Annotated in this window: 22 protein-coding genes; 16 read left to right on the top strand and 6 right to left on the bottom strand. The window is 74.0% G+C overall.

Annotation, left to right across the window (positions count from 1 at the left end):
* Positions 1–48: 48 nt before the first annotated feature.
* The 8 genes from ACFPZN_RS23485 (at position 49) to ACFPZN_RS23450 (ending at position 7,042) form a co-directional block, all read left to right on the top strand.
* The gene (locus ACFPZN_RS23485; protein WP_378284261.1) at positions 49–2,097 is read left to right on the top strand and encodes an APC family permease; all 2,049 of its coding nucleotides are present in this window, start codon (positions 49–51) and stop codon (positions 2,095–2,097) included.
* On the top strand, positions 2,090–3,448 hold the full coding sequence (locus ACFPZN_RS23480) for a class I SAM-dependent RNA methyltransferase (RefSeq protein WP_378284260.1): 1,359 nt from the start codon (positions 2,090–2,092) through the stop codon (positions 3,446–3,448). Before ACFPZN_RS23485 ends, ACFPZN_RS23480 begins: the two co-directional genes overlap by 8 nt.
* Before the next feature lie 143 nt (positions 3,449–3,591).
* Positions 3,592–4,062, top strand: a complete 471-nt coding sequence (locus ACFPZN_RS23475) for a DUF4352 domain-containing protein (RefSeq protein WP_378284259.1) — start codon at positions 3,592–3,594, stop codon at positions 4,060–4,062.
* Between the two features lie 67 nt (positions 4,063–4,129).
* A complete protein-coding gene (locus ACFPZN_RS23470) occupies positions 4,130–5,371 on the top strand; it encodes a helix-turn-helix domain-containing protein (RefSeq protein WP_378284258.1) in 1,242 nt (413 codons plus the stop codon).
* 64 nt (positions 5,372–5,435) lie between these two features.
* The gene (locus ACFPZN_RS23465) at positions 5,436–5,687 is read left to right on the top strand and encodes a hypothetical protein (RefSeq protein WP_378284257.1); all 252 of its coding nucleotides are present in this window, start codon (positions 5,436–5,438) and stop codon (positions 5,685–5,687) included.
* Positions 5,684–6,163 carry a hypothetical protein gene (locus ACFPZN_RS23460; protein WP_378284256.1) on the top strand — a complete coding sequence of 160 codons (480 nt, stop codon included), beginning with the start codon at positions 5,684–5,686 and terminating at the stop codon, positions 6,161–6,163. Before ACFPZN_RS23465 ends, ACFPZN_RS23460 begins: the two co-directional genes overlap by 4 nt.
* On the top strand, positions 6,160–6,336 hold the full coding sequence (locus ACFPZN_RS23455; RefSeq protein WP_378284255.1) for a hypothetical protein: 177 nt from the start codon (positions 6,160–6,162) through the stop codon (positions 6,334–6,336). Before ACFPZN_RS23460 ends, ACFPZN_RS23455 begins: the two co-directional genes overlap by 4 nt.
* A 226-nt stretch (positions 6,337–6,562) precedes the next feature.
* On the top strand, positions 6,563–7,042 hold the full coding sequence (locus ACFPZN_RS23450; protein WP_378284254.1) for a hypothetical protein: 480 nt from the start codon (positions 6,563–6,565) through the stop codon (positions 7,040–7,042).
* Between the two features lie 25 nt (positions 7,043–7,067).
* Here ACFPZN_RS23450 and ACFPZN_RS23445 read toward each other — a convergent pair whose 3' ends face one another.
* Genes ACFPZN_RS23445 through ACFPZN_RS23430 form a run of 4 tightly spaced genes read right to left on the bottom strand, consistent with a single transcriptional unit; the run spans position 7,068 to position 10,571 of the window.
* A complete protein-coding gene (locus ACFPZN_RS23445) occupies positions 7,068–8,273 on the bottom strand; it encodes an ABC transporter permease (RefSeq protein WP_378284253.1) in 1,206 nt (401 codons plus the stop codon).
* Positions 8,270–8,980, bottom strand: a complete 711-nt coding sequence (locus ACFPZN_RS23440; protein WP_378284252.1) for an ABC transporter ATP-binding protein — start codon at positions 8,978–8,980, stop codon at positions 8,270–8,272. The genes ACFPZN_RS23445 and ACFPZN_RS23440 overlap by 4 nt, the downstream gene beginning before the upstream one ends.
* A complete protein-coding gene (locus ACFPZN_RS23435) occupies positions 8,977–10,020 on the bottom strand; it encodes a peptidoglycan-binding protein (RefSeq protein ID WP_378284251.1) in 1,044 nt (347 codons plus the stop codon). The genes ACFPZN_RS23440 and ACFPZN_RS23435 overlap by 4 nt, the downstream gene beginning before the upstream one ends.
* Positions 10,017–10,571 (bottom strand): hypothetical protein, encoded by a 555-nt coding sequence (locus ACFPZN_RS23430; protein ID WP_378284250.1) that lies wholly within the window; start codon positions 10,569–10,571, stop codon positions 10,017–10,019. The genes ACFPZN_RS23435 and ACFPZN_RS23430 overlap by 4 nt, the downstream gene beginning before the upstream one ends.
* A 176-nt stretch (positions 10,572–10,747) precedes the next feature.
* Here ACFPZN_RS23430 and ACFPZN_RS23425 point away from each other — a divergent pair, with 176 nt between their 5' ends.
* From ACFPZN_RS23425 to ACFPZN_RS23400, 6 genes are all read left to right on the top strand, one after another.
* A complete protein-coding gene (locus ACFPZN_RS23425) occupies positions 10,748–11,404 on the top strand; it encodes a response regulator transcription factor (protein WP_378284249.1) in 657 nt (218 codons plus the stop codon).
* Positions 11,401–12,672, top strand: a complete 1,272-nt coding sequence (locus tag ACFPZN_RS23420; protein ID WP_378284248.1) for a sensor histidine kinase — start codon at positions 11,401–11,403, stop codon at positions 12,670–12,672. The genes ACFPZN_RS23425 and ACFPZN_RS23420 overlap by 4 nt, the downstream gene beginning before the upstream one ends.
* Before the next feature lie 50 nt (positions 12,673–12,722).
* Positions 12,723–13,274 (top strand): MarR family winged helix-turn-helix transcriptional regulator, encoded by a 552-nt coding sequence (locus ACFPZN_RS23415; protein ID WP_378284247.1) that lies wholly within the window; start codon positions 12,723–12,725, stop codon positions 13,272–13,274.
* The gene (locus tag ACFPZN_RS23410; protein ID WP_378284245.1) at positions 13,274–14,095 is read left to right on the top strand and encodes an EamA family transporter; all 822 of its coding nucleotides are present in this window, start codon (positions 13,274–13,276) and stop codon (positions 14,093–14,095) included. Before ACFPZN_RS23415 ends, ACFPZN_RS23410 begins: the two co-directional genes overlap by 1 nt.
* A gap of 139 nt (positions 14,096–14,234) precedes the next feature.
* Positions 14,235–14,903 carry a DUF11 domain-containing protein gene (locus ACFPZN_RS23405; RefSeq protein ID WP_378284244.1) on the top strand — a complete coding sequence of 223 codons (669 nt, stop codon included), beginning with the start codon at positions 14,235–14,237 and terminating at the stop codon, positions 14,901–14,903.
* Between the two features lie 72 nt (positions 14,904–14,975).
* Positions 14,976–15,902: an LLM class F420-dependent oxidoreductase gene (locus tag ACFPZN_RS23400; protein ID WP_378284243.1), complete on the top strand. Its 927-nt coding sequence runs from the start codon at positions 14,976–14,978 to the stop codon at positions 15,900–15,902.
* Positions 15,903–15,962: 60 nt separating this feature from the next.
* Here the strand turns inward: ACFPZN_RS23400 and ACFPZN_RS23395 are convergent, their stop codons facing one another.
* A complete protein-coding gene (locus tag ACFPZN_RS23395; protein WP_378284242.1) occupies positions 15,963–16,814 on the bottom strand; it encodes a TIGR02452 family protein in 852 nt (283 codons plus the stop codon).
* Between the two features lie 63 nt (positions 16,815–16,877).
* Here ACFPZN_RS23395 and ACFPZN_RS23390 point away from each other — a divergent pair, with 63 nt between their 5' ends.
* A complete protein-coding gene (locus ACFPZN_RS23390) occupies positions 16,878–18,359 on the top strand; it encodes a 3' terminal RNA ribose 2'-O-methyltransferase Hen1 (protein WP_378284241.1) in 1,482 nt (493 codons plus the stop codon).
* Positions 18,356–21,031, top strand: a complete 2,676-nt coding sequence (locus ACFPZN_RS23385) for a polynucleotide kinase-phosphatase (protein ID WP_378284239.1) — start codon at positions 18,356–18,358, stop codon at positions 21,029–21,031. The genes ACFPZN_RS23390 and ACFPZN_RS23385 overlap by 4 nt, the downstream gene beginning before the upstream one ends.
* 113 nt (positions 21,032–21,144) lie before the next feature.
* On the opposite strand, the gene ACFPZN_RS23380 is transcribed toward ACFPZN_RS23385, so the two are convergent.
* The gene (locus tag ACFPZN_RS23380) at positions 21,145–21,423 is read right to left on the bottom strand and encodes a TFIIB-type zinc ribbon-containing protein (protein ID WP_378284238.1); all 279 of its coding nucleotides are present in this window, start codon (positions 21,421–21,423) and stop codon (positions 21,145–21,147) included.
* Positions 21,424–21,461 lie beyond the last annotated feature (38 nt).

The raw sequence follows: 21,461 nt of genomic DNA, 5'->3' as shown, positions 1-21,461 counted from the left end.
GTGGGCTTATCACAGGGACGTCGGCCGCGGGGGCTAGAGTCTCCTTCCGTGTCGAAGGTTCCCGACCTTGTGAAACGCGCACTGCTGGGCCGCGCGCTGCGCAGCGCCCAGCAGCACGAGCAGCTGCTTCCCAAGAGGATCGCGCTGCCGGTGTTCGCCAGCGACGCGCTGTCCTCGGTCGCCTACGCCCCGCAGGAGATCCTCATCACCCTGGGGATCGCCGGGCTCGCCGCCTACCAGTTCACCCCCTGGGTGGCGCTGGCCGTGGTGGTCATCCTGCTCACGGTGGTCGCCTCGTACCGGCAGAACGTGCGCGCCTACACCAGCGGCGGCGGCGACTTCGAGGTCGCCACCGAGAACCTGGGCGGCAACTGGGGGGTGGTGGTGGCCAGCGCCCTGCTGGTCGACTACGTCCTCACCGTCGCGGTGTCGATCTCCTCGGCGGTCGCCAACCTCGGGGCCTTCGTGCACATCGTGGGGGAGCACAAGGTCGCGGCCGCGATCATCCTGGTGGTCATCCTGACCGTGCTCAACCTGCGCGGGCTCAAGGAGTCCGGGATGGCCTTCGCGATCCCGACCTACCTGTTCATGTTCGGCATCTTCTCCATGCTGGTCTGGGGGTTCGGCCGGCTTCTGATGGGCGCCGACCTGCAGGCCGAGACCGCGCACTTCGAGGTCCGCGGCGAGGAGATGGGCGTCGGCGGCTTCGCGCTGATCTTCCTGCTGATGCGGGCGTTCGCGTCCGGCTGCGCCGCGCTGACCGGCGTCGAGGCGATCAGCAACGGCGTGCCCGCCTTCCGCAAGCCCAAGGGCCGGAACGCCGCGACCACGCTGCTGCTGCTCGGCGTGATCGCGATGACGATGTTCTGCGGCGTGACCGCGCTGGCCTACATCACCGACGCCAAGTTCGCCGACCCCAGCCACGGCAGCACCCTGATCGACCCGGCCACCGGACGGGACGTCTCCCAGCAGGACCCGGTGGTCGCCCAGGTCGCGCACACGGTGTTCAGCAACGCCCCGGTGATGTTCGGCTTCGTCACGCTGATGACCGCGCTGATCCTGGTGCTGGCCGCCAACACCGCCTACAACGGCTTCCCGGTGCTGGGCTCGGTGCTGGCGCAGAACCGCTACCTGCCGCGCCAGCTGCACACCCGCGGCGACCGGCTGGCCTTCAGCAACGGCATCATCATCCTGGCCACCGCGGCCGGGGTGCTGATCTACGCCTACGACGCCGACGTCTCCAAGCTGATCCAGCTCTACATCGTGGGCGTGTTCGTGTCGTTCACCGTCAGCCAGACGGGCATGGTGCGGCACTGGAACAAGCTGCTGGCCACCGAGACCGCCCCGGCCGCGCGCCGCGAGATGAAACGGGCCCGCGCGATCAACGCCTTCGGCCTGATGATGACGGGAACGGTCCTGGTCGTCGTGCTGGTGACCAAGTTCACCCACGGCGCCTACATCGTCTGCATCGCGATGCCGGTGCTGTTCCTGCTGATGAAGGGGATCCGGCGGCACTACGACCGGGTCGCCGCGGAACTGGTGCCCAGCGGTGAGGACGTGGCGCTGCCCGCCCGCAACCACGCGATCGTGCTGGTGTCGAAGATCCACAAGCCGACGCTGCGGGCCCTGGCGTACGCCCGCGCCACCCGGCCGTCCACGCTGGAGGCCGTCACGGTCGCGGTGGACGCGCAGGAGTCGCGGCGGCTCCAGGAGGAGTGGGACGCGCTGGACGTCCCCGTCCCGCTCAAGATCCTCGACTCGCCGTTCCGGGAGATCACCCGGCCGGTGCTCAACTACGTCAAGAACGTGCGCCGCAAGAGCCCCCGCGACGTGATCACCGTGTTCATCCCCGAGTACGTGGTGGGCCACTGGTGGGAGCATCTGCTGCACAACCAGAGCGCGCTGCGGCTCAAAGGCCGGCTGCTGTTCGTGCCCGGGGTCATGGTCACCAGCGTGCCGTGGCAGCTGCGCTCGTCCGACCGGCTCAAGGGCCGGCCCGAGCCGGTCGCGCCGGGCGCCTCGCGCCGTCCCCCGCGCGCGCCGTCCGATCAGGAGGGAGCACGCCCGGGCGGCGGTATCGTTTCGGACCGTGACTGATCTCGAGCCCGAAACCCCCGACCTGCTCGACCTGGAGGTCGGCAACGTCGCCAACGGCGGATTCTGCGTGGCCCGGTACGAGGGCCGGGTGGTGTTCGTCCGGCACGCCCTGCCGGGGGAGCGGGTCCGGGCCCGGGTCACCGACCGCACCCGCAACTTCCTGCGCGCCGACGCCGTGGAGATCCTCGAGGCGTCCCCGGACCGGGTGCCGGCGCCCTGCCCGTTCGCCGGGCCGGGCCGCTGCGGCGGCTGCGACTGGCAGCACGCCTCGCTGCCCGCCCAGCGCCGCCTGAAGGCCGCCGTGGTCGAGGAGCAGCTCCAGCGGGTGGCCGGCATCACCCGCGGCGTCACCGTCGAGGAGGTCCCCTCTCCGCCCGCCGAGATCGACCGCGGCCCCGGGCTGGGCTGGCGCACCCGGGTGCAGTTCACCGCCGTGGACGGCGTGATCGGGCTGCGCCGCCACCGCTCCCACGACATCGAGCCGGTCGACGAGTGCCTGATCGCCCACCCCGGGGTGGAGCTGATGGGCATCGAGCGCAAGCGCTGGCCGGGGGCGTCGTCGGTCGAGGGCATCGTGTCGGCGACCACCGGCGACCGGCTGGTCTCCCTCAAGGGCCGCCGCAACGCCCGGGTGCCGCGGCTGGACGTCCCGGTCCGGCTGGTCCGCAAGGGCCCGCCCCGCAAGCCGGGGCCGGGCGGCGCGCCCGCGCAGGTGCCGTACGTGCGCGAGGAGGTGTCGGGCCGCCTGTTCCAGGTGAGCGGCAGCGGGTTCTGGCAGGTCCACCCCGGCGCCGCGCAGCTGCTGGCCGACGCCGTCCTGGACGCCCTCGACCCGAAACCGGGCGAGATCGCCGTCGACCTCTACTGCGGCGTGGGCCTGTTCGCCGCCCTGCTGGCCGAGCGCGTCGGCTCCGACGGCCTGGTGGTCGGGGTCGAGTCGGACGCCCAGGCCGTCCGGGACGCCAAGTTCAACCTGCGCGACCTGCCGCAGGCGGCGGTGGAGCGGGGCCAGGTGGAGGAGGTCCTGCCCGACCTGGAGTTCGGCCGGGCCGACGGCTCGGACCGCACCCAGTCCAAGCGCGGCGGCGGCCACCACCGCGGCGCCCGGGTCCGCGGCGCCGACGTCGTCGTCCTCGACCCGCCCCGCGCGGGCGCGGGCCGCGAGGTCGTCGACCAGATCGCCCGGCTGGCCGACCGCAAGATCGCCTACGTCTCCTGCGACCCCGCCACCCTGGCCCGCGACCTGTCCTACTTCAGCGAGCGGGGCTGGACCCTGGAGACCCTGCGCGCCTTCGACGCCTTCCCGATGACCCAGCACGTGGAGTGCCTGGCGGTGCTGGTCAAGGGCTAGTCCCTCGCTCTGACCCGCATGGCCGCATGGTGACAGAACGCTGACCGCGTCAACGCGGACCGTGATCGTTTCGTCTCATCATCACCGTGCTTCGCGGGGGCCACGCCCCCGCCACGGACCATCCTGATGAACGGGGATCCACTATGCGCACCTCCATCACCGCCGTCGCCCTCGGTCTCACCGCGGTCCTCACCGTGACCGGCTGCGAAATCGAGGGCGCCGAGCCCACCGCCGTCCAGCCCGCCGACAAGGGTGCCGGCTCGGCCAAGCCCAAGAAGAAGACCACGGTGAAGCTGGCCGCGACGCCGGCCAAGGCCAAGGCCAGCGTGCTCAGCGACGGCAGCGCCCTGTCCTGCGTCCGCGTCACCATCACCAACCAGCGCAAGGGCAACCTCGCAGTCAACCCGCTGTACTTCTCCCTCGTCGACGGCAAGGGCGAGAAGCACGAGAGCAGCGACGCCCTGGGCGACTACCAGGGGCAGGTGCCCACGACCACGCTGGCGCCCGGCGAGACGGCCAAGGGCACCGTATGCGCGAAGGGGAAGTTCACCCCGGCGATCGTGGCGATGACCGATGAGCTGCTGCAGGAGCTGGCCCGCGCCGAAGTGGCCTGACGCACTGACGAGATTCGGCCCTGCGCCTTAGCCTGAAGGCGCGACCACTCAGGAAGGTGCAGGGCCAATGCACGATGGGATTACCGTCGGTGCCCGACTTCGGGCCCTACGGCGGTGGCGGCAGATGAGCCTCGCCCAGCTCGCCGGGCAGGCCGACCTGTCCGTCTCGTTCCTGTCCATGGCCGAGCGCGGCCTGCGGTCCCTTGACCGCCGCTCCCACATCTCCGCGCTGGCCGGCGCGCTGCGCGTGTCGGAGACCGAACTGGTCGGCGGACCCCACCTGGGCCGCGACCCCGCCCAGTCCGACCCGCACGCCGTCATCCCCCCGATCCGGCTCGCGCTCCAGACCAACAGCCTCGTGGCGCCGGCCGCCGAACGCGCCCGGCCGCTGGACGAACTGGTCGCCGAGATGGTCGAGATCGAGGCACACCACCAGGCGTGCGACTACGTGGCCGTGGGCCGCGCCCTGCCCGACCTCTTGGACGAACTCCACCTGCACGCCGCCGACCCCGCCGACGAGGCCGCCTACCGCGTCGCGCTCGAGACGCTGGTCGAGGCGTGCACCGCGGCGACGTTCACCAGCAAGGACCTCGGATACCCGGACCTGGCGCACCTGGCCGCCGTCCGTGCCGAGGAAGCCGCGGCGATCCTCGACGACCCGGTCCGCCTTGGGCAGGCCGCGTTCTGCCGCGTGCACACGATGCCGCGTGTCGGCTCGTGGAACAGGACGCTGGCGGCCGCCGAACGCGCGGCCGAAGCACTCCAGGCCCACGCCACCGGGACGCGCGGCCAGCAGGTCCTGGGCATGCTCGGCCTGTCGGCATCGCTGGCCGCGGCAGTCGAGAAGGACGCAGACCGCGCGCGCAGCTGGCTGAGCGAGGCCGCCGCCCTCGCCGTACACCAGCCGGACACGCCGGACGAGAACTGGATGAGCTTCTCCACCACCAACGTGCGCGTCTGGGACGTCGCGGTGAACGTGGAGTACGGAGAGCGCGGCGGCGCCGTCCTCGAACTCGCGAGCAGAGTGGACGAGTCCAAGCTGACCGGCGCCCCGGACCGCCAGACTGCCGGGCGCCGGGGCCGGTACGCCGCCTTCCTCGCCGACGTGGGCCGAGGCCTGGCGCGGGACCGCAAGACCCAAGGCCAGGCAGAACGGTGGCTGCTGCGGGCCGAGTACGCCGCGCCGCAGTGGATCCGCAACCACAAGCCGGTCCAGGAGGCGGTGGCGGTGCTCTACACCCAGGCGCACGCGCGCGCGACGACCCGGGAACTGCGCGGGATGGTCGCACGGATGGGCATCCCGCACTGACTTTCTTCCCCCGATTTCACACTTGTGAAATCGGAGTGTGTTCGCATGCCTACTGTCCGTGGGCATGGACGACATCGCCCACCTGAACAAGCTCCACGAGGAGTTCGTCGCGCGCGGCTGGCCGGCTGAGGCGCGGACGGCGCGCAGCCGCACGGTGCTGCACGTCACCAACCCCGACGACCCCGCCCTGAACGACACGTTCGTCGTCAAGAACGGGGTCGTCCGGTTCGCGTGGGGCCAAGGCGTAGGCCCGGTCACCGAACTCTCCGCAGTGGCCGACCGAATCCAGGACGTGCTGCGCGGGGTGGGCCGGTGACGGCGTCGGCGACGGACGAGGAGACCAAAGCTCAGCTCGTCCGGGACTTTCCGGGCTGGTCGATCATCCACACCGACCGGGGCAACTGGTGGGCGATCCGCCTGCCCGAGATCGACCGGGCAACGGGCTGGCCCGCACAGCACGCGGTCTCCGAGGTCGAGGCCGTCACCGCGGACGAGTTGGGCAACCGGCTGCGCCGGCTGGCGATGACCGACGTCGAGATCCTCCGGGAGCTCGGCCGGGCGCTGGCCGAGGCGGGCTGGCGGGTCGAGGTCCGCCCGCACGAGCTGCCCGTGCGGCTGCGCGTCGTCCACCCGTCCCTGCCGGAGACCGGCAAGACGGTGAGCATGGCGGCGAGCGGGGCGTGGTTCCGTTCGTCCACGGGCGCGCACATGGCCCGCTGCGACGACCTGCAGGGCGCCGTCGACTACCTCGGACGCGAGCTGGACGCGGTCCTGCGGAGGGCGACGTCGTGAGCGACGCGGAGCGGGCGCGTGTCGGCCGGAAGGCCGCGGCGTTCGATCGGTTGATGCGCAACCTCGGCACCGAGTCCGATCCGTTCCGCGGGAACCCGGACGAGGTCGACGAGGCGCTGGAGATCCTCGCCGAGCCCGTACCCGAGCCCGATTCGAACTCGGGCAGCAAGTAGGCCCATCTGAGGAGCCGCCGTGAACGATGAGCCGGTAACACCCTCGTCAAGGGCTAGTTTTTACCCGCTTTTACCCGCAGGGGCGCTGACCTGCGGATTCGTACGTAGACTCGGTCGTGCCCGACATGACTCACGTCCCGGGCACCGCGGTTTGGCCGGCCGCACACGGTGCGCGGACGTCCCCGTCAGGTCATGCACGCATGCCTGAGAAACGGGGACGAACCGCTTGCGCACCATCGTGACGAACCTGGCCCTGGCCGCCGCCCTGCCCCTGGTCCTGGCCTTGGCCCTGCCCCTGCTCGCGGCCGGTTGCACCGAAGACGCCGACCCGACCGCCGCCCAGTCCGCCCCACCCGCGATCGGCCGGAACGCGACCGGGCCGGTCGGGCTCGGCGCCGCGGAGGCCGGGTTCCGCCCGAGCACCCTCTACCACGGCGGCGACTTCTCCTGCGCCCGCGTCACCGTCGTCAACCGGACCCCCGGGACGCTGGAGGTCAACCCCATGTACTTCGCCCTCGCCGGTGCCGACGGGGCGGTCCGCGACGCGGGCCGGGCGCTCGGCCAGGACGCCGCCGAGCTGGAGTCGGTGACCCTGGGCCCCGGCAACATGGTCATCGGCAAGGTGTGCGCCAAGGGCGACTTCACGCCGAAGACCGTGACGTTCACGTCCGGCGGCACCGTGCAGGCCCGCGCCGAGGTCGGCTGACGCGCCTTCCCCGCCGTCTCCGGGGTCAGGGGGCCGCCAGGGCTTCGGTGGGAGAGAGGCGGGCGGCCCTGATGGCCGGGTAGAGGCCCGCCACCGCGCCGATGGCCAGGGTCGCGACGATCCCCCCGGCCATCGCCCACGCGGGGACGACCGTCGGCCAGTCCTGGCTGACGGCGTAGACCGCCGTCACCGCGATGCCCAGGCCGACCCCGCCCACCCCGCCCAGAGCCGCCAGGAGCTGGGACTCGGTGAGGAACTGCAGGCGGATCTGCCCCCGGGTGGCGCCCAGCGAGCGGCGCAGGCCGATCTCCGCCCGGCGCTCCAGGACGGAGATCACCATCGTGTTGGCCACGCCGACGCCCCCGACCAGCAGCGCGACCCCGCCCAGCCCCAGCAGCAGGCCCGTGAACGCCTGGTCGGTGGCGTTCTGGGCGGCCAGCGCGTCCGAGGGCCGGCTGACCTCGATCTCGTTGGGCGACTCCGGGTTGGCGGTCGCCGCGAGCAGCTCCCGCACCTCCTCGACCGCGTGCTTCTCCGCGCGCGTGTAGACCGTCGTGGGATGGCCGTCGAAGCCCAGCCGGGCCCGCGCCGCGTCCCAGCCCACCAGCGCCGCCGCGTTCAGCTCGGGCGCCAGGCCGTTGGCCTCCAGGATGCCCACGACGGTGAACCACTGCGACCCCAGCCAGACCTGGGCGCCGGGCGCGGCCACGCCGAGCCGCTCGGCGGCGGCCGAGCCGAGGACCACGGCCGGGTACCGGGCGGTGCCGTCGTTCAGCCACGTCCCGGCGGCCATGGTGAGGCCCACCGTGCGGGGCAGGTCGACCCGGGCCGCCAGCACGCTGATCCCACCCGTCTCGCCCTCCGGGATGCGGTCGTTGCGGTAGACGGCGGTGTCGGTGACCTTGCCGGTCGCCGACGCCGACTCCACCTTCGCCATCCGGCCGATCATGCCGACCGCCTCCTCGGGCATGCCGGCGTCCGCGCCGAAGAAGTCCCGGCCGGGCGCCACCGTCAGCAGGTTGGTGCCGAGCCGGTCCAGGGTGGCCTGCAGCTGGGCGCGGCTGGAGGTGGAGATCCCGACCACGCCGATCATCGCGGCGATGCCGATCGCGATGCCGAGCGCGGACAGGAACACCCGCAGCGGGCGGGCGCGCAGGCCCGCGGCGCCGACCCGGAGCACGTCGCCGGCGCCCAGCCGGGCGGGCGCGTCGTCGTCCACGGTGGTGGTCATCGAGCGGCCTCCACCGGGGTCCCGCCGGGGACGGCGCGGTCGTCCCCGACGATCCGGCCGTCGTGCATCCGCACCCGGCGGGGCAGCGTCGCCGCGATGTCCCGGTCGTGGGTGATGAGCAACACCGTCGTGCCGCCCGCCGCCAGCTCGCGCAGCAGATCGAGCACCCCGGCGCCGGACGCCGAGTCCAGGGCGCCGGTCGGCTCGTCGGCCAGCAGCATCGCCGGCTCGCCCGCCACCGCGCGGGCGATCGCCACCCGCTGCTTCTCACCGCCCGACAGCTGGTGCGGCCGGTGGCCGAGGCGGTGCCCCAGCCCGACGCGCTCCAGCGCCGCGCGGGCGCGGCGGCGGCGCCCGCCCACCGGGACGCCCCCGTACAGCAGCCCGTCGGCGACGTTGTCCAGCGCGGTCACCCCGGGCGCCAGGTGGAACTGCTGGAACACGAACCCGATCCGGCGGGCGCGCAGCGCCGACAGCCGCCGGTCCGGGAGCCGCGACACGTCCCGCCCCCGGACCAGGACGGTGCCCGAGCTCGGCCGGTCCAGCGTGCCGATCATGTGCAGCATGGTGGACTTGCCGGAGCCGGACGGCCCCACGATCGCCACCAGCTCGCCCGCCGCGACCGACAGCGAGACCGCGTCGAGCGCGGTGACGTCCCCCGGATAGGTCTTGGTGACCTCGCGGAGCTCCACGACCGCTTCGCTCACTTGGGCACCCCCACGCGCATGCCCTCGGCCAGGCCCGATCCGGAGACCTCCACCTTGCCGCCGGTGAACACGCCGGTCTCCACCGGCACGGTGCGGACCCGGCCGCCCTCCACCACCTGCACCGCGTAGCCGCCGCCCGGACGGGCCGTCAGCGCCGCGATCGGCACGGCCAGCACGCCCGCGTGCCGGTCGGCGGTGATGCGCACGGTCACCGGCGCCTTGTCGTAGGAGCCGAGCGAGCCCTGCCCCTCGACCGCGACCGTGACCGCCACCGTGGTCGGGTCCTCGCCCCGCCCCTGCTTGGCGACCTTGCCCACGGCGGTGATCGTGCCCTTGACGGTGTCGCCCTCCGGCAGCTCGATCTCCACCTCCGTGCCCTTCCTGGCCAGCCGCTGGTACTGCACGTCCAGGTCGACGCTGACCTTCCGGGCGGTGCCGGTGTAGGTGAACACCGCACCGCCGAGCCGGTCGCCGACGGTCGCTCTGCGCTGGGCGACCCGGATCTCGCCGGACGCGATCAGCACCGAGCCGGGTGCCACCGTCCCGGTCTCGGGCACCCCGAGATCGTCCTGCCAGCGCTTGACGGCGGCGGTGGTGCCGGACTCGAAGGAGCCGTCGACCGTGAAGCCGGTGTAGCCGAGGGCCCGCAGGTTGCGTTCGAGCTGCTTGACGTCGGGGCCCTCGCGGCCTTCGGACAGCGTCCGGTAGAGGGGCAGCGACCCGTACAGCAGCGGCACCGGACGGTTGTCGACCCGGTAGGCGGTCCGCCCGCGCGTGATGCGGTCGCCCGGCCGGGGCAGCCAGGTCACGGTGCCGCCGCCGGAGCCCGCGGCCGTGCGCTCCGAGCCGTAGCCCAGGGTGCCGTCGGCCTGCTGCGTCTCCACCAGCGTGGTCCGTTCGACGGCCGTGGTGTCGGGCGGCAGCGCCCCTCGCGCGGGGGCGGGACGGCCACCGCCGCCGAGGCCGGTGGTCGCCAGCCCGGCGCCGGCGACCACCACCACCCCGGCGGCGCTCAGCGCCGCGGCGCGCGACCTCCTCACTTGCCGTCCCCGCTGCCGCTCAGGCCGGGGCCGTCGCCGCCGTGGGTGACCATCCGCGCGCCGGCGGGGGCGCACTTCTTCTGCGCGTTCTTGAACGTCTGGCTGTCGGGGTCCAGGCCGCCGCCCTTCCGGGCCTTGATCGCGATGCCGCCGGACGCGGGGTCGGGGTCGGGGAAGTCCGGTACCCCGTTCTCCCGCATGCACTTGGACTCCGCGCGCATCTTGGCCAGCTGCTCGGGCTTGGGCTTGGGCGGCTTGCCGCCGTTCGGCATCAGATGGCGGCACTTCTGCTGGGCCGTCTTCATCTTCTCGTCGATCCTGGTGGGCGGGCCCGAGTGCCGGATCGAGACCCGGCCCTCGGCGTCCGGGTCGGGCATGTCCACGCCGTTGGCGCGCATGCACCTGGCGAACTCGCGCATCTTGTCCGCTTCCTTGGCGGCGGGCTTGCCGGTGGCGGTGCCGTTCCCCTGGCCGTCCCCGCCCCCGCAGGACGACGCCCCGAGAGCGAGCAGCGGCACCATGACCAGCGCCGCGAGCGCTTGCCGTCGCATCGATCGATCTCCTCGTGACCGCCCGCCGGGCCGTTCCCGGCGGGTTCCGAATCCGGGGAGCAGTCCAGTCGGCGGCCGGTAACCCCCGCGTAACCGGTTCGCGTTATGCCCGCGTTACGCCGGTTGCCGGATGCTGTGGCGCGGACCGGTACGAACGGGTGGATGGGGACGGGACCGTGCGGATACTGATCGCCGAGGACGAGCGGATGCTCGCCGACTCGATCGCCGAGGGGCTGCGGGCCGAGGCGCTGGCCGTCGACGTCGTCAACGACGGCGACGCCGCGCTGGAGCGGCTGGGCGTCAACGACTACGACGTGCTCGTCCTGGACCGGGACCTGCCGATCGTGCACGGCGACGACGTGTGCCGCGCCGTCGTGGAATCGGGCGCGCCGGTGCGGGTGCTGATGCTCACCGCGGCCGCCGCCGTCCCGGCGCGGGTGGACGGGCTGCGGCTGGGCGCCGACGACTACCTGACCAAGCCGTTCGCGTTCGAGGAGCTGGTGGCGCGGGTGCACGCGCTGGGCCGCCGCGCCCGCCCGGCCGACCCGCCGCTGCTGGAGCGCGCCGGCGTCCGCCTCGACCCCGCCCGCCGCGAGGTCTACCGGGACGGCCGGTACGTGCACCTGGCCCGCAAGGAGTTCGGGCTGCTGGCCGAGCTGCTGCGCGCCGGCGGCGCGGTCGTGTCCGCGGAGCGGCTGCTGGAGAAGGCGTGGGACGAGCACGCCGACCCGTTCACCAACACCGTGCGGGTGACGCTGATGAAGCTGCGCCGCAAGCTGGGCGACCCGCCAGTGATCGAGACCGTCCCGGGAGCGGGGTACCGCATCCCATGACGCTCATCGCCGCCGACAGGTTCAGGCCCACGATCCGGGTGCGGCTCACGCTGCTGTACGGCGGGCTGTTCATCGCCGCGGGCATCGTCCTGCTGGCCCTCACCTACTTCCTGGTGCAGAACAACCTCCGGCAGACCATGCAGCCGGCGGGCGCGGTCAGGACGGCCATCGCGCCGAGCGGTCCCGTCCCGGAGGGGGCCGGGCGTGCGGCGCCGCCGGCGCACGACTTCACGATGCGCCAAGTGGAGGGGGTGCTGATCCGGGAGCGCCAGGACTACCAGGAGACGACGACGCGGTCGCTGCTGACCCAGGGCGGCATCGCGCTGGCCGTGGTGGGCACGGCGGCGCTGGGGCTGGGCTGGCTGCTGGCGGACCGGGCGCTGCGTCCCCTGCACGCGATCACCGAGACCGCCCGGCGGGTGGCGTACGGCCACAACCTCACCGAGCGGATCGCCTACCGGGGGCCGCGCGACGACGTCCGGGAGCTGGCCGACACCTTCGACACGATGCTGGAGCGGCTGGCGCGGTCGTTCGACGGGCAGCGCCGGTTCGTCGCCAACGCCTCGCACGAGCTGCGCACCCCGCTGGCGATCAACCGGACGCTGGTGGACGTGGCGCTGCGCCGCCCGGACGCCACCGACGACGTGCGGCGGCTGGGGGAGTCGCTGCTGGTGGTGAACGGCCGGCACGAACGGCTCATCGACGGGCTGCTCACCCTGGCCGGCGGGGAGAACGCGGTGAGCGACCCGGCCCTGCTGGACCTGGCGGACGTGGCCGGGCACGTGCTGGACCAGGCGGCCGCCGAGGCCGCGGAACGGCGGCTGACGGTGCGGAAGACCGCGCGGGCGGCGCCCGCCGCGGGCGATCCGGTGCTGGTGGAGCGGCTGGTGCAGAACCTGGTGGAGAACGCGATCCGGCACAACCGCGACGGCGGCGAGGTGTGGATCGCCACCGGGCGGCGGGACGGCGCGGCGGAGCTGGTGGTCGCCAACACGGGGCCGGCGGTGCCGCCGTACGAGGTGCAGACGATCTTCGAGCCGTTCCGCCGGCTGCGGCAGGACCGGGTGCGCTCGGACCGCGGGTCGGGGCTGGGGCTGTCGATCGTGCGGGCGGTGGCGACGGCCCATCACGGGTCGGTGGCCGCCGAGCCGAGGGAGGGCGGCGGGCTGGTCGTGACCGTCCGGCTGCCGGTCCGCGAGGGGCCCGGCGCGGGCGTCGCGGGCTCCGGCGCGGGCGTCGCGGACGTGGGCGGGCCTCAGGAGCCGTGACGGACGCGGAGCTTGGCGTTTCGGCGCATTCTCGCGGGTATGCATGAGTCATGCATGACAGCCGGACCGCGAATCTGCTCGGGGCGACCGCGCTCGCCGTGACGGACCTGGTCCTGGCCGGGGCCGCGCGGGCGGCCGGTGTCGCGCCCAGCGGGGCGGCGGCGCTGGTGGTCCTGGCCGCCTCCCCCGAGGTCACCGTCACCGAGCTGGGGCGGCGCGTCGGGCTGACGCAGTCGGCGGCGGTCCGCATGGTGGACGGCCTGGCCGCCGCCGGCCTGGTCGAGCGCGGCCGCGGGCCGGGGCGCGCGGTGCCGGTCCGGCTCACCGGGCGGGGACGGAGCACGGCGCGCGAGCTGCTGGCCGCCCGCGACGCCCCGCTGGCCGCCGCGCTGGACGCCCTCGGCGCGGGCGAGCGGGAGACCCTGGCGGACCTGCTGTCCCGGCTGCTCACCCGCCTGTACAACGAGGTCGGCGACGCCGAGCGGATGTGCCGGCTGTGCGACCGCGATGCCTGCACGGCCGGCGCCGCCTGCCCCGTCGGCGCGGCCGAGCGCCGCCGTACCCGGGAGCGGGACGACGGCGCCGGGAGGGAGGGCGGCTGATGGGGCCGCTGCTCGCGCTGGCCTCGGCGGTGCTGTACGGGATCGCCGACGTGGCGGGCGGGCTGCTGTCGCGCCGCGCGGGCTTCGCCGCCGTCGCCCTGGCCGGGCAGCTCGGCGGGCTCGTCCTGACCCTGGCGGCCGCGGCGCTGTCGGGCGTCGGGACCGGGCTCGGCATGCTCTACCTCTACCGGGGGCTGAGCCGGGGGACGATGAGCGTGGTCGTCCCGGTCAGCGCGGTGAACGGGCTCGCTCTGCCCGTGCTGGCCGGGGTCGTGCTGCTGGGCGACCGCCCGTCGGCGCCGGCCTGGCTGGGCGTGGCCGTCGCGGTGCCCGCCCTGTGGCTGGTCTCGCGGGACGCGGGGAACGGCGACGGAGGGCACGGCGAGGGCGGTCCCGGGAGCGGGGCCGCGACCATCGACGCCATGATCGCCGGGGTGGGGATCGGCGTGCAGTACCTCGCGCTGGCCCAGGCCGGCCCCGAGTCGGGGCTCTGGCCGGTCGTCGCGGGCCGGTGCGCCGCGGCGCTGGCCATCCTGCCGCTGCTGCGGACCTCGCCGCGGACCTCGGACGGGGCCCGCGGCCTGCCCGCGCGGCTCGTCCCGTGGGCGGCGCTGACCGGCGGCCTGGCGGCGCTCGCGCTGGTCTGCTACATGCTCGCGGCCCGGCTGCAACTGGTCGCGGTGGCCGTCGTGCTGTCCTCGCTGTACCCGGCGATCCCGGTGCTGCTGGGCGTCACCGTGCTGCGCGAGCGGCTCCGCCGGGCGCAGGCGGCCGGGCTCGCCGGGGTCGCGGCGGCCATCGTGCTGCTCACGGCCGGATAGCGCACGGGCTTGGCCGAAGTTTGACCGTCCGCGTCGGTGGACACGCCGCGCCCGGGCTAGATGATCAAGCGCGCAGCCGCTAGAACGAAGATCATCGGCTGGACCCGACCGGTGTCCGGCCAGGTCGACGGGGGGCGACATGAACAACGACGCATCGAAGGGGCGCGCGGCCGCGCTCCGTCTCGCCGTGCTGGCCGCGGCGCCGCTGCTCGGCGCCGTCGCGCCGGCGGGCGCGCACGCTGCGGCGCACGCGACGGGGGGCGCGCGGGACGTGGCCGACGTCTCGGTGGAGGCGGAGGCCCCGGCCAGGGTCCGGCCAGGCGCGGAGGTCCCGTACGACGTGACCGTCCGCAACGCGGGTCCGGACCGGGCGCGGAACGTGATCCTCACGGCGAGCCTGCCGGACGGGGCCGTCCGCACCGACAACATGGGGGACTTCCAGCACAGCTCGTGCACCCGCGGCGGTGCGACGGTGGCGTGCTCGATCGGCACGCTGGAGGCGAGCGAGGAGCGGTCGATGCGGATCACGCTGCGGCCGTCCCAGGACGTGCGGCCCGGCACGGTCCTGCGGGCGCCGGTGCGGGTGACGACCTCGACCCGCGAGACGGACCTGACCGACAACCGGACTCAGGTCCGCACGACCGTGGACGGCGCCGCGCCCGCGCAGAAGGGCCAGCAGAGCCAGGGTCAGCAAGGTCAGCAGAGCCAGCAGGGCCGGCCTTCCGCGCCGGAGGGGCGGCCCGCGACGAAGTACCAGCCCAAGCAGAAGGAGCAGTCGACCAAGTACCGGCCGTCCTGGCGGGACTGACGCCCGGCGGGATCCGGGACGTTTCCCGGCCCCGCGGCGCGCGGGGCCGGCCGTTCGTACGAGGATGGGATCATGCGTCTTCGGATCTTCACCGAGCCCCAGCAGGGGGCCGCGTACGAGACATTGCTGGCGGTGGCCAAGGCCGCCGAGGACCTCGGCTTCGACGCCTTCTTCCGCTCCGACCACTACCTCAAGATGGGGGACGTGTCCGGGGAGCCGGGGCCCACCGACTCCTGGGTCACGCTGGGCGCGCTGGCCCGCGAGACCAGCCGGATCCGGCTGGGCACGCTGGTGACGGCGGCGACGTTCCGGCTGCCCGGCCCGCTGGCGATCTCGGTCGCGCAGGTCGACCAGATGAGCGGCGGCCGGGTCGACTTCGGGATCGGCACCGGCTGGTTCGACGCCGAGCACACCGCCTACGGGATTCCCTTCCCCGGCCTGCGGGAGCGCTTCGAGCGGCTGGAGGAGCAGCTGGAGATCATCACCGGGCTGTGGCGGACGCCGGCCGGTTCCACCTTCGACTTCGAGGGCCGCTACTACCGGCTCGCCGAGTCTCCGGCGCTGCCCAAGCCGGCGCAGGACGGCGGGCCGCCGGTGCTGATCGGCGGGGTGGGGGCCAAGCGCACGCCGCGCCTGGCCGCCGCGCACGCCGACGAGTACAACGTGCCCTTCCACCAGGCGAAGGACACGGCGGCGGCGTTCGACCGGGTGCGGGCGGCCTGCCGGGAGGCGGGGCGCACCAAGCCGATGGTGTACTCGGCCGCGCAGGTGGTGTGCGTCGGCAGGGACGAGGCCGAGGTGAAGCGGCGGGCCGACGCGATCGGCCGCGCGGTGCCCGAGCTGCGGGAGAACGGCCTGGCCGGGACGCCCGGCGAGGTGCTGGAGAAGATCGGCACGTTCCGTGAGCTGGGCGCCGAGTGCCTGTACCTCCAGGTCCTGGACCCGCACGATCTCGATCACCTGGAGCTGGTGGCCGCGGAGATCCTGGCCAAGCTGTAGCGGGCGCGGGCCGCCCCCGTGCGAACGGGAGGCGGCCCGTCCCGGGAAGAACCTCGGGGCTCAGCCGGTGAGACCGGCGAAGACCTCCTCGAACGCGGCGTGCCTGGGCGCGCCCTCGGCGGTGTCCCAGACCGCGAACACCACGTGCTCGAACGCGCCCGCCCACTCCCCGCCCGGGCCGAGCAGCCCGGCGAACACGGCGGCGACCTCCCGCGGGTCGTTCCGGAAGACCCCGCAGCCCCACGCGCCCAGCACCAGCCGCCCGTGGCCGTGCACGGCCGCGACCGCCAGCACCTTGCGGGCCCGTTCCGCCAGCACCGCCGGGATCAGCGCGGTCTTCTCCGGGTCGCGGATCGCGCCGCGGTTGGGCGCGGGCGAGGTGAGGAAGGCCACCGGGTACGGCTCCTCCAGCAGCCGGCCCGCGTCGTCGCGGAACACCGGGACGGCGGGCGAGTAGATCATGTGGTCGCTGTAGAGCAGGTCGCCCTGCTCGCGGTGGAAGTCGTAGAACCGGCGCCGGGCGCGCAGCGACGCGTACAGGCCGGAGGAGCGCGCGAGGCCCTCTTCCTGCGCGTGCGCGCCATTGAGAAAGCCGCCGCCGGGATTCTTGGCGGAGGCGAAATTGAGTGCGAACGGCACTTCCGAGGCGTCGCCCAGGCGCCTCGCCGCCGCCAGTGTCGTCTCGCCGGTGACCTCGAGCCGGGTCCCCCGGTCGGGCTCGGCCGCCGCGCGGGACGGCCCGGCGGCCAGCAGCGCGTCCAGTTCCTCCGGGGTGTGCAGGACGCTGTCGCGCACGGATCGTTCGAGGTCGTCGGCGATCCGGACGGTCCGTCCGGACGGCGCGCCGTACGCGCCCCGCTCGATGATCGCCACCGTCTCCTGCGCGGTCGCCCGCCGCGGATGTCTGCTCATATCGCCGAGCATTCTGGCAGAAATCATTCGAAAGGGCGTCTGAATATCGGCCACACTGAACCCGTGCTTTTGACGATCACCACCACGGCCGCCCTCGCGGGATCGCCCGCGTCCGACCTCGGTTTCCTGCTGCACAAGCATCCGGACAAGGCGCAGGCGTTCGGGCAGTCCTTCGGCACCGCGCACGTGTTCTATCCGGAGGCGGGGGAGGAGCGCTGCACGGCGGCGCTGCTGCTGGACGTCGACCCGGTCGCGCTGGTGCGCACGCGGGGCAAGGGCACGCCCGACTTCTCCCTCGGCCAGTACGTCAACGACCGGCCCTACGCCGCGTCGTCCCTGCTGGCCTCGGCGATGGCGAACACCTTCCGCACGGCGATGCGCGGCCGCTGCGACGCCCGTCCCGAGCTGGCCGCGCGCCCGATCCCGCTGGAGGTCGTCCTGCCCGCGCTGCCGTGCCGGGGCGGGCCGGAGCGCGCCGAGCGGTACTTCGCGCCGCTGGGCTGGCGGGTCGAGGCGGCGCCGGTGCCGCTCGACCCCGCCTTCCCCGAGTGGGGCGACTCGCGCTACGTCACGCTCCGCCTGGCCGGTGAGCTGCGCCTGGCCGACGCGCTCAACCAGCTGTACGTGCTGCTGCCCGTGCTGGACGAGGCCAAGCACTACTGGATCGCCTCCGACGAGGTGGACAAGCTGATCAGGGCGGGGGAGGGCTGGCTGGCCGCGCATCCGGACCGGGCCGCGATCACCCGCCGCTACCTGGCCAACCGGCGCGGCCTGGTGCGGGCCGCGCTGGGCCGGCTCGCCGACGCCGACGGCGCGCCCGAGGACGAGCTGGACCGCGACCCGCTGGAGGAGGAGCCGCCCCCCGTCGACCCGACCGCCGCCGAGCCGGGCGCGCCCGAGCCCGATCCGGAGTCGGAGGGTGCCGCCGAGCCGCCGGTGCCGCTGGCCGAGCGGCGGATCCGCGCGGTCCTGGAGACGCTGCACGCCGAGCGCGCCGCGCGCGTCATCGACCTGGGCTGCGGCACCGGGAAGCTGGTCGCCCGCCTCAAGCAGGACCGCCGCTTCGAGAAGATCACCGGGGTGGACGTGTCGTACCGGGCCGTGCAGATCGCGCACCGCCGCGGCCTGCCCGACCAGGCCGGCCCGGACCGGCCGCCGCGGGTGGAGATCCTGCAGAGCGCGCTGACCTACACCGACGAGCGGTTCCGCGGCTACGACGCGGCGGTGCTCATGGAGGTGATCGAGCATGTCGACCCGCCCCGGCTCGGCGCCGTGGAACGCGTGGTGTTCGGCGACGCCAGTCCCGCGGTGGTGGTCGTGACCACGCCGAACGTCGAGTACAACGTCCGCTACGAGGGCCTGGCCCCCGGCGCGGCGCGCCATCCCGACCACCGGTTCGAATGGACCCGGGCCGAGTTCGAGGAGTGGGCGGGCCGGGTCGCCGCCGCGTTCGGCTACCGGGTCCGGTACGTGCCCGTGGGCGACGACGACCCCGAGGTCGGCGCGCCCACCCAGATGGGCGTTTTCGTGAAGGAGGCGGCTTGAATACGACCACCGCGGCGCCGACGACGATCAGGGTGCCGGAGATGGGCCTGGTCGTGCTCGTGGGGATCTCCGGCTCCGGCAAGTCGCACTTCGCCCGCAGGCACTTCGCGCCGAGCCAGGTGGTGTCGTCCGACCGCTGCCGGGCGATGGTGTCCGACGACGAGAACGACCAGTCCGCCACCGGCGACGCGTTCGACCTGCTGCACTACATCGTCCGCAAGCGGCTGCGGCGCGGGCTGCTGACCGTCGTCGACGCGACCAACGTGCAGCCCAAGGCGCGCGAGGCGCTGCTGCGGATCGCCAAGGAGCACGACGTGCTGTCGGTCGCGATCGTGCTGGACGTGCCCGAGCGGGTGGCCGCCGAACGCAACGCGGCACGCCCTGAGCGGTCCCACCTGCCCCCGCACGTGATCCCGAGGCAGCGCCGCGAGCTGCGGCGGAGCCTGCGGGCGCTGGCGGGACGGGAGTTCCGGCGGTCCTACGTCCTGGAGGGCACGGAGGCGATCGACGCCGCGACCATCGCCTACGAGAAGGCGTGGAACGACAGGCGCGAGCTGACCGGTCCGTTCGACGTCATCGGCGACGTGCACGGCTGCCGCGCCGAGCTGGAGGACCTCCTCGGCGACCTCGGCTACGAGATCGAACGCGACGCGCTCGGCCGCGCCGCCGGGGCGAACCACCCCGGCGGCCGCACCGCCGTGTTCGTCGGCGACCTCGTCGACCGGGGGCCGGACTCGCCGGGGGTGCTGCGCCTGGTCATGGGGATGGCGGCCGCCGGTCAGGCGCTGTGCGTGGCCGGCAACCACGAGGCCAAGCTGGTGCGGGCGCTGCGCGGCCGGAAGGTGCGGGTCGCGCACGGGCTGGCGGAGTCGCTGGAGCAGCTCGCGGCCGAACCCGCCGGGTTCCGCGACGAGGCGATGCGGTTCATGGACGGCCTGATCAGCCACTACGTGCTCGACGGCGGTCGGCTCGTGGTCGCGCACGCCGGGCTGAAGGAGGACTACCACGGGCGCGCCTCGGGACGGGTCCGCTCCTTCGCGCTCTACGGCGACACCACCGGCGAGACCGACGAGTACGGCCTGCCGGTGCGCTACCCGTGGGCCCGCGACTACCGGGGCGAGGCGATGGTCGTCTACGGGCACACGCCCGTGCCCGTACCGGAGTGGATCAACAACACGATCTGCCTCGACACCGGGGCGGTGTTCGGCGGGCGGCTGACCGCGCTGCGCTACCCCGAGCGCGAGCTGGTCTCCCGTCCCGCCCGGCAGGTCTGGTACGAGCCGGTCCGCCCGTTCGAGGCCGAGCCGGAGACGGCGCCGGCCGGAGGGCACCGGGAGAGCGACGTCCTGAAGATCGAGGACGTGCTGGACGCCGAGGGCGTGCACACCCGGCTGCTCGGCCGGGTCGCGGTCCGGCACGAGAACGCGGTGGCGGCGCTGGAGGTGATGAGCCGTTTCGCCGTCGACCCGCGCTGGCTGGTGTACCTGCCGCCGACGATGGCTCCCGCCGACAGCCGCAGCGAAGCGAGGACTGACGGCGCAGCCGTTGCCGGGGGGTCTGGGGGGTCGTCCCCCCAGAATGACACTGACACGTCCGAGCTGCCCGGTCTGCTGGAGCACCCGGCCGAGGCGCTGGCGGCGTACCGTGACGCGGGCGTGGAGCGGGTGGCGTGCGAGGAGAAGCACATGGGCTCGCGCGCCGTGGTCGTGGTCTGCCGCGACGACGGTGTCGCCGCCGCCCGCTTCGGCGTGAACGACGGCACGACCGGCGCGGTCTACACCCGTACCGGGCGGTCGTTCTTCCGCGACCCCGCCCGTACCGGCGAGGTCCTCGACCGGGTGCGCGCCGCGGTCACGGCCGCGGGGCTCTGGGACGAGCTGGAGACCGGCTGGCTGGCGCTGGACTGCGAGCTGCTGCCGTGGTCGGCCAAGGCGATGGACCTGATCCGCACGCAGTACGCGGCGACCGGGGCGGCGGCGCGGGCGGCGCTGCCGATGGCGTCCGGGGTGCTGGCGGCGGCGGAGGCGCGGGGATTGGACGTGGGCGCGTTGCGCGAGCACGTCGACCGCCGCGCCGCCAACGCCGGCCTCTTCCGCGACGCCTACGCCCGCTACTGCTGGACGGTCGACGGCCTGGACGGGGTCAGGCTGGCCCCGTTCCAGGTCCTGGCGGGCGAGGGCACGGCCTGGGCGATGCGGCACGGCCACGACTGGCACATGGCGGTGGCCGGGAGGCTCGCGGCGGCGGACGAGTCGGGGCTGCTCCAGGCGACCGAGTGGCGCGCCGTGGACCTGGGGTCGGAGCGTTCCGTCGCCGACGTCACCGCGTGGTGGGAGAAGCTCACGTCCGAAGGCGGCGAGGGCATGGTCGTCAAGCCGCTGCTCGGGGAACAGAACCCTCCCCCGGAGGAGAGGCGAATACAGCCGGGCATCAAGTGCCGCGGCCGGGAGTATCTCCGGATCATCTACGGCCCCGACTACACCGAGCCCGGGAACCTCGGACGGCTGCGGCGCCGTTCGCTCGGCCGCAAGCGGTCACTGGCGATGCGGGAGCACGCGCTGGGGCAGGAGGCCCTGACGCGGCTCGCGGCCGGGGAACCGCTGTGGCGCGTCCACCAGGCGGTGTTCGCCGTGCTGGCGCTGGAGTCCGAGCCCGTCGACCCCCGCCTCTGAGCGCCCTCCCCGCCCGGCCGCGGCGGGCACGGCTTCGACGGCGGGCACGCGGAACGCCCGCGGGATCGAGCGATCCCGCGGGCTCTTCCCTCTGGTCGCTCCCCCGCCTGGGATCAGGTGGAGAAGAGCATGTGGAAAACGCCGCCACCGTAGGGACGGTGGTGGTGCCCGCCGTGGTGGTGATGGTGCACCTGGGCGGGCGCGGCCGGGGCGCCCCACGCGGGCGCGGCCGGCGCGGCCGGCGGGGCGGCCCTGTACTGGGCCTCCATCCTGCTCAGCGCCTCAAGCTCGCCGTAGTCGAGGAAGATCCCCCGGCAGTTGTCGCATTGCTCGATGTGGACGCCGTTGCGGGTGTAGGTCCGCATCACGCCACGACACTTGGGACAGTGCATCGCCTTGTCGTCCTTCCGGTATGGATCCCCAGGTAGAG

It is taken from the genome of Actinomadura rugatobispora (assembly GCF_042656285.1).
GTDB classification, from domain to species: domain Bacteria; phylum Actinomycetota; class Actinomycetes; order Streptosporangiales; family Streptosporangiaceae; genus Spirillospora; species Spirillospora rugatobispora.
This window is presented reverse-complemented; position numbering and strand designations above follow the sequence as displayed.

Bases quoted from the DNA above. Each gene is read 5' to 3' on its own strand.
- ACFPZN_RS23475 (WP_378284259.1), top strand. From the start codon at position 3,592: ATGCGCACCTCCATCACCGCCGTCGCCCTCGGTCTCACCGCGGTCCTC.
- ACFPZN_RS23470 (WP_378284258.1), top strand. From the start codon at position 4,130: ATGCACGATGGGATTACCGTCGGTGCCCGACTTCGGGCCCTACGGCGG.
- ACFPZN_RS23465 (WP_378284257.1), top strand. From the start codon at position 5,436: ATGGACGACATCGCCCACCTGAACAAGCTCCACGAGGAGTTCGTCGCG.
- ACFPZN_RS23445 (WP_378284253.1), bottom strand. From the start codon at position 8,273: ATGACCACCACCGTGGACGACGACGCGCCCGCCCGGCTGGGCGCCGGC.
- ACFPZN_RS23430 (WP_378284250.1), bottom strand. From the start codon at position 10,571: ATGCGACGGCAAGCGCTCGCGGCGCTGGTCATGGTGCCGCTGCTCGCT.
- ACFPZN_RS23420 (WP_378284248.1), top strand. From the start codon at position 11,401: ATGACGCTCATCGCCGCCGACAGGTTCAGGCCCACGATCCGGGTGCGG.
- ACFPZN_RS23415 (WP_378284247.1), top strand. From the start codon at position 12,723: ATGCATGACAGCCGGACCGCGAATCTGCTCGGGGCGACCGCGCTCGCC.
- ACFPZN_RS23410 (WP_378284245.1), top strand. From the start codon at position 13,274: ATGGGGCCGCTGCTCGCGCTGGCCTCGGCGGTGCTGTACGGGATCGCC.
- ACFPZN_RS23405 (WP_378284244.1), top strand. From the start codon at position 14,235: ATGAACAACGACGCATCGAAGGGGCGCGCGGCCGCGCTCCGTCTCGCC.
- ACFPZN_RS23400 (WP_378284243.1), top strand. From the start codon at position 14,976: ATGCGTCTTCGGATCTTCACCGAGCCCCAGCAGGGGGCCGCGTACGAG.
- ACFPZN_RS23395 (WP_378284242.1), bottom strand. From the start codon at position 16,814: ATGAGCAGACATCCGCGGCGGGCGACCGCGCAGGAGACGGTGGCGATC.
- ACFPZN_RS23380 (WP_378284238.1), bottom strand. From the start codon at position 21,423: ATGCACTGTCCCAAGTGTCGTGGCGTGATGCGGACCTACACCCGCAAC.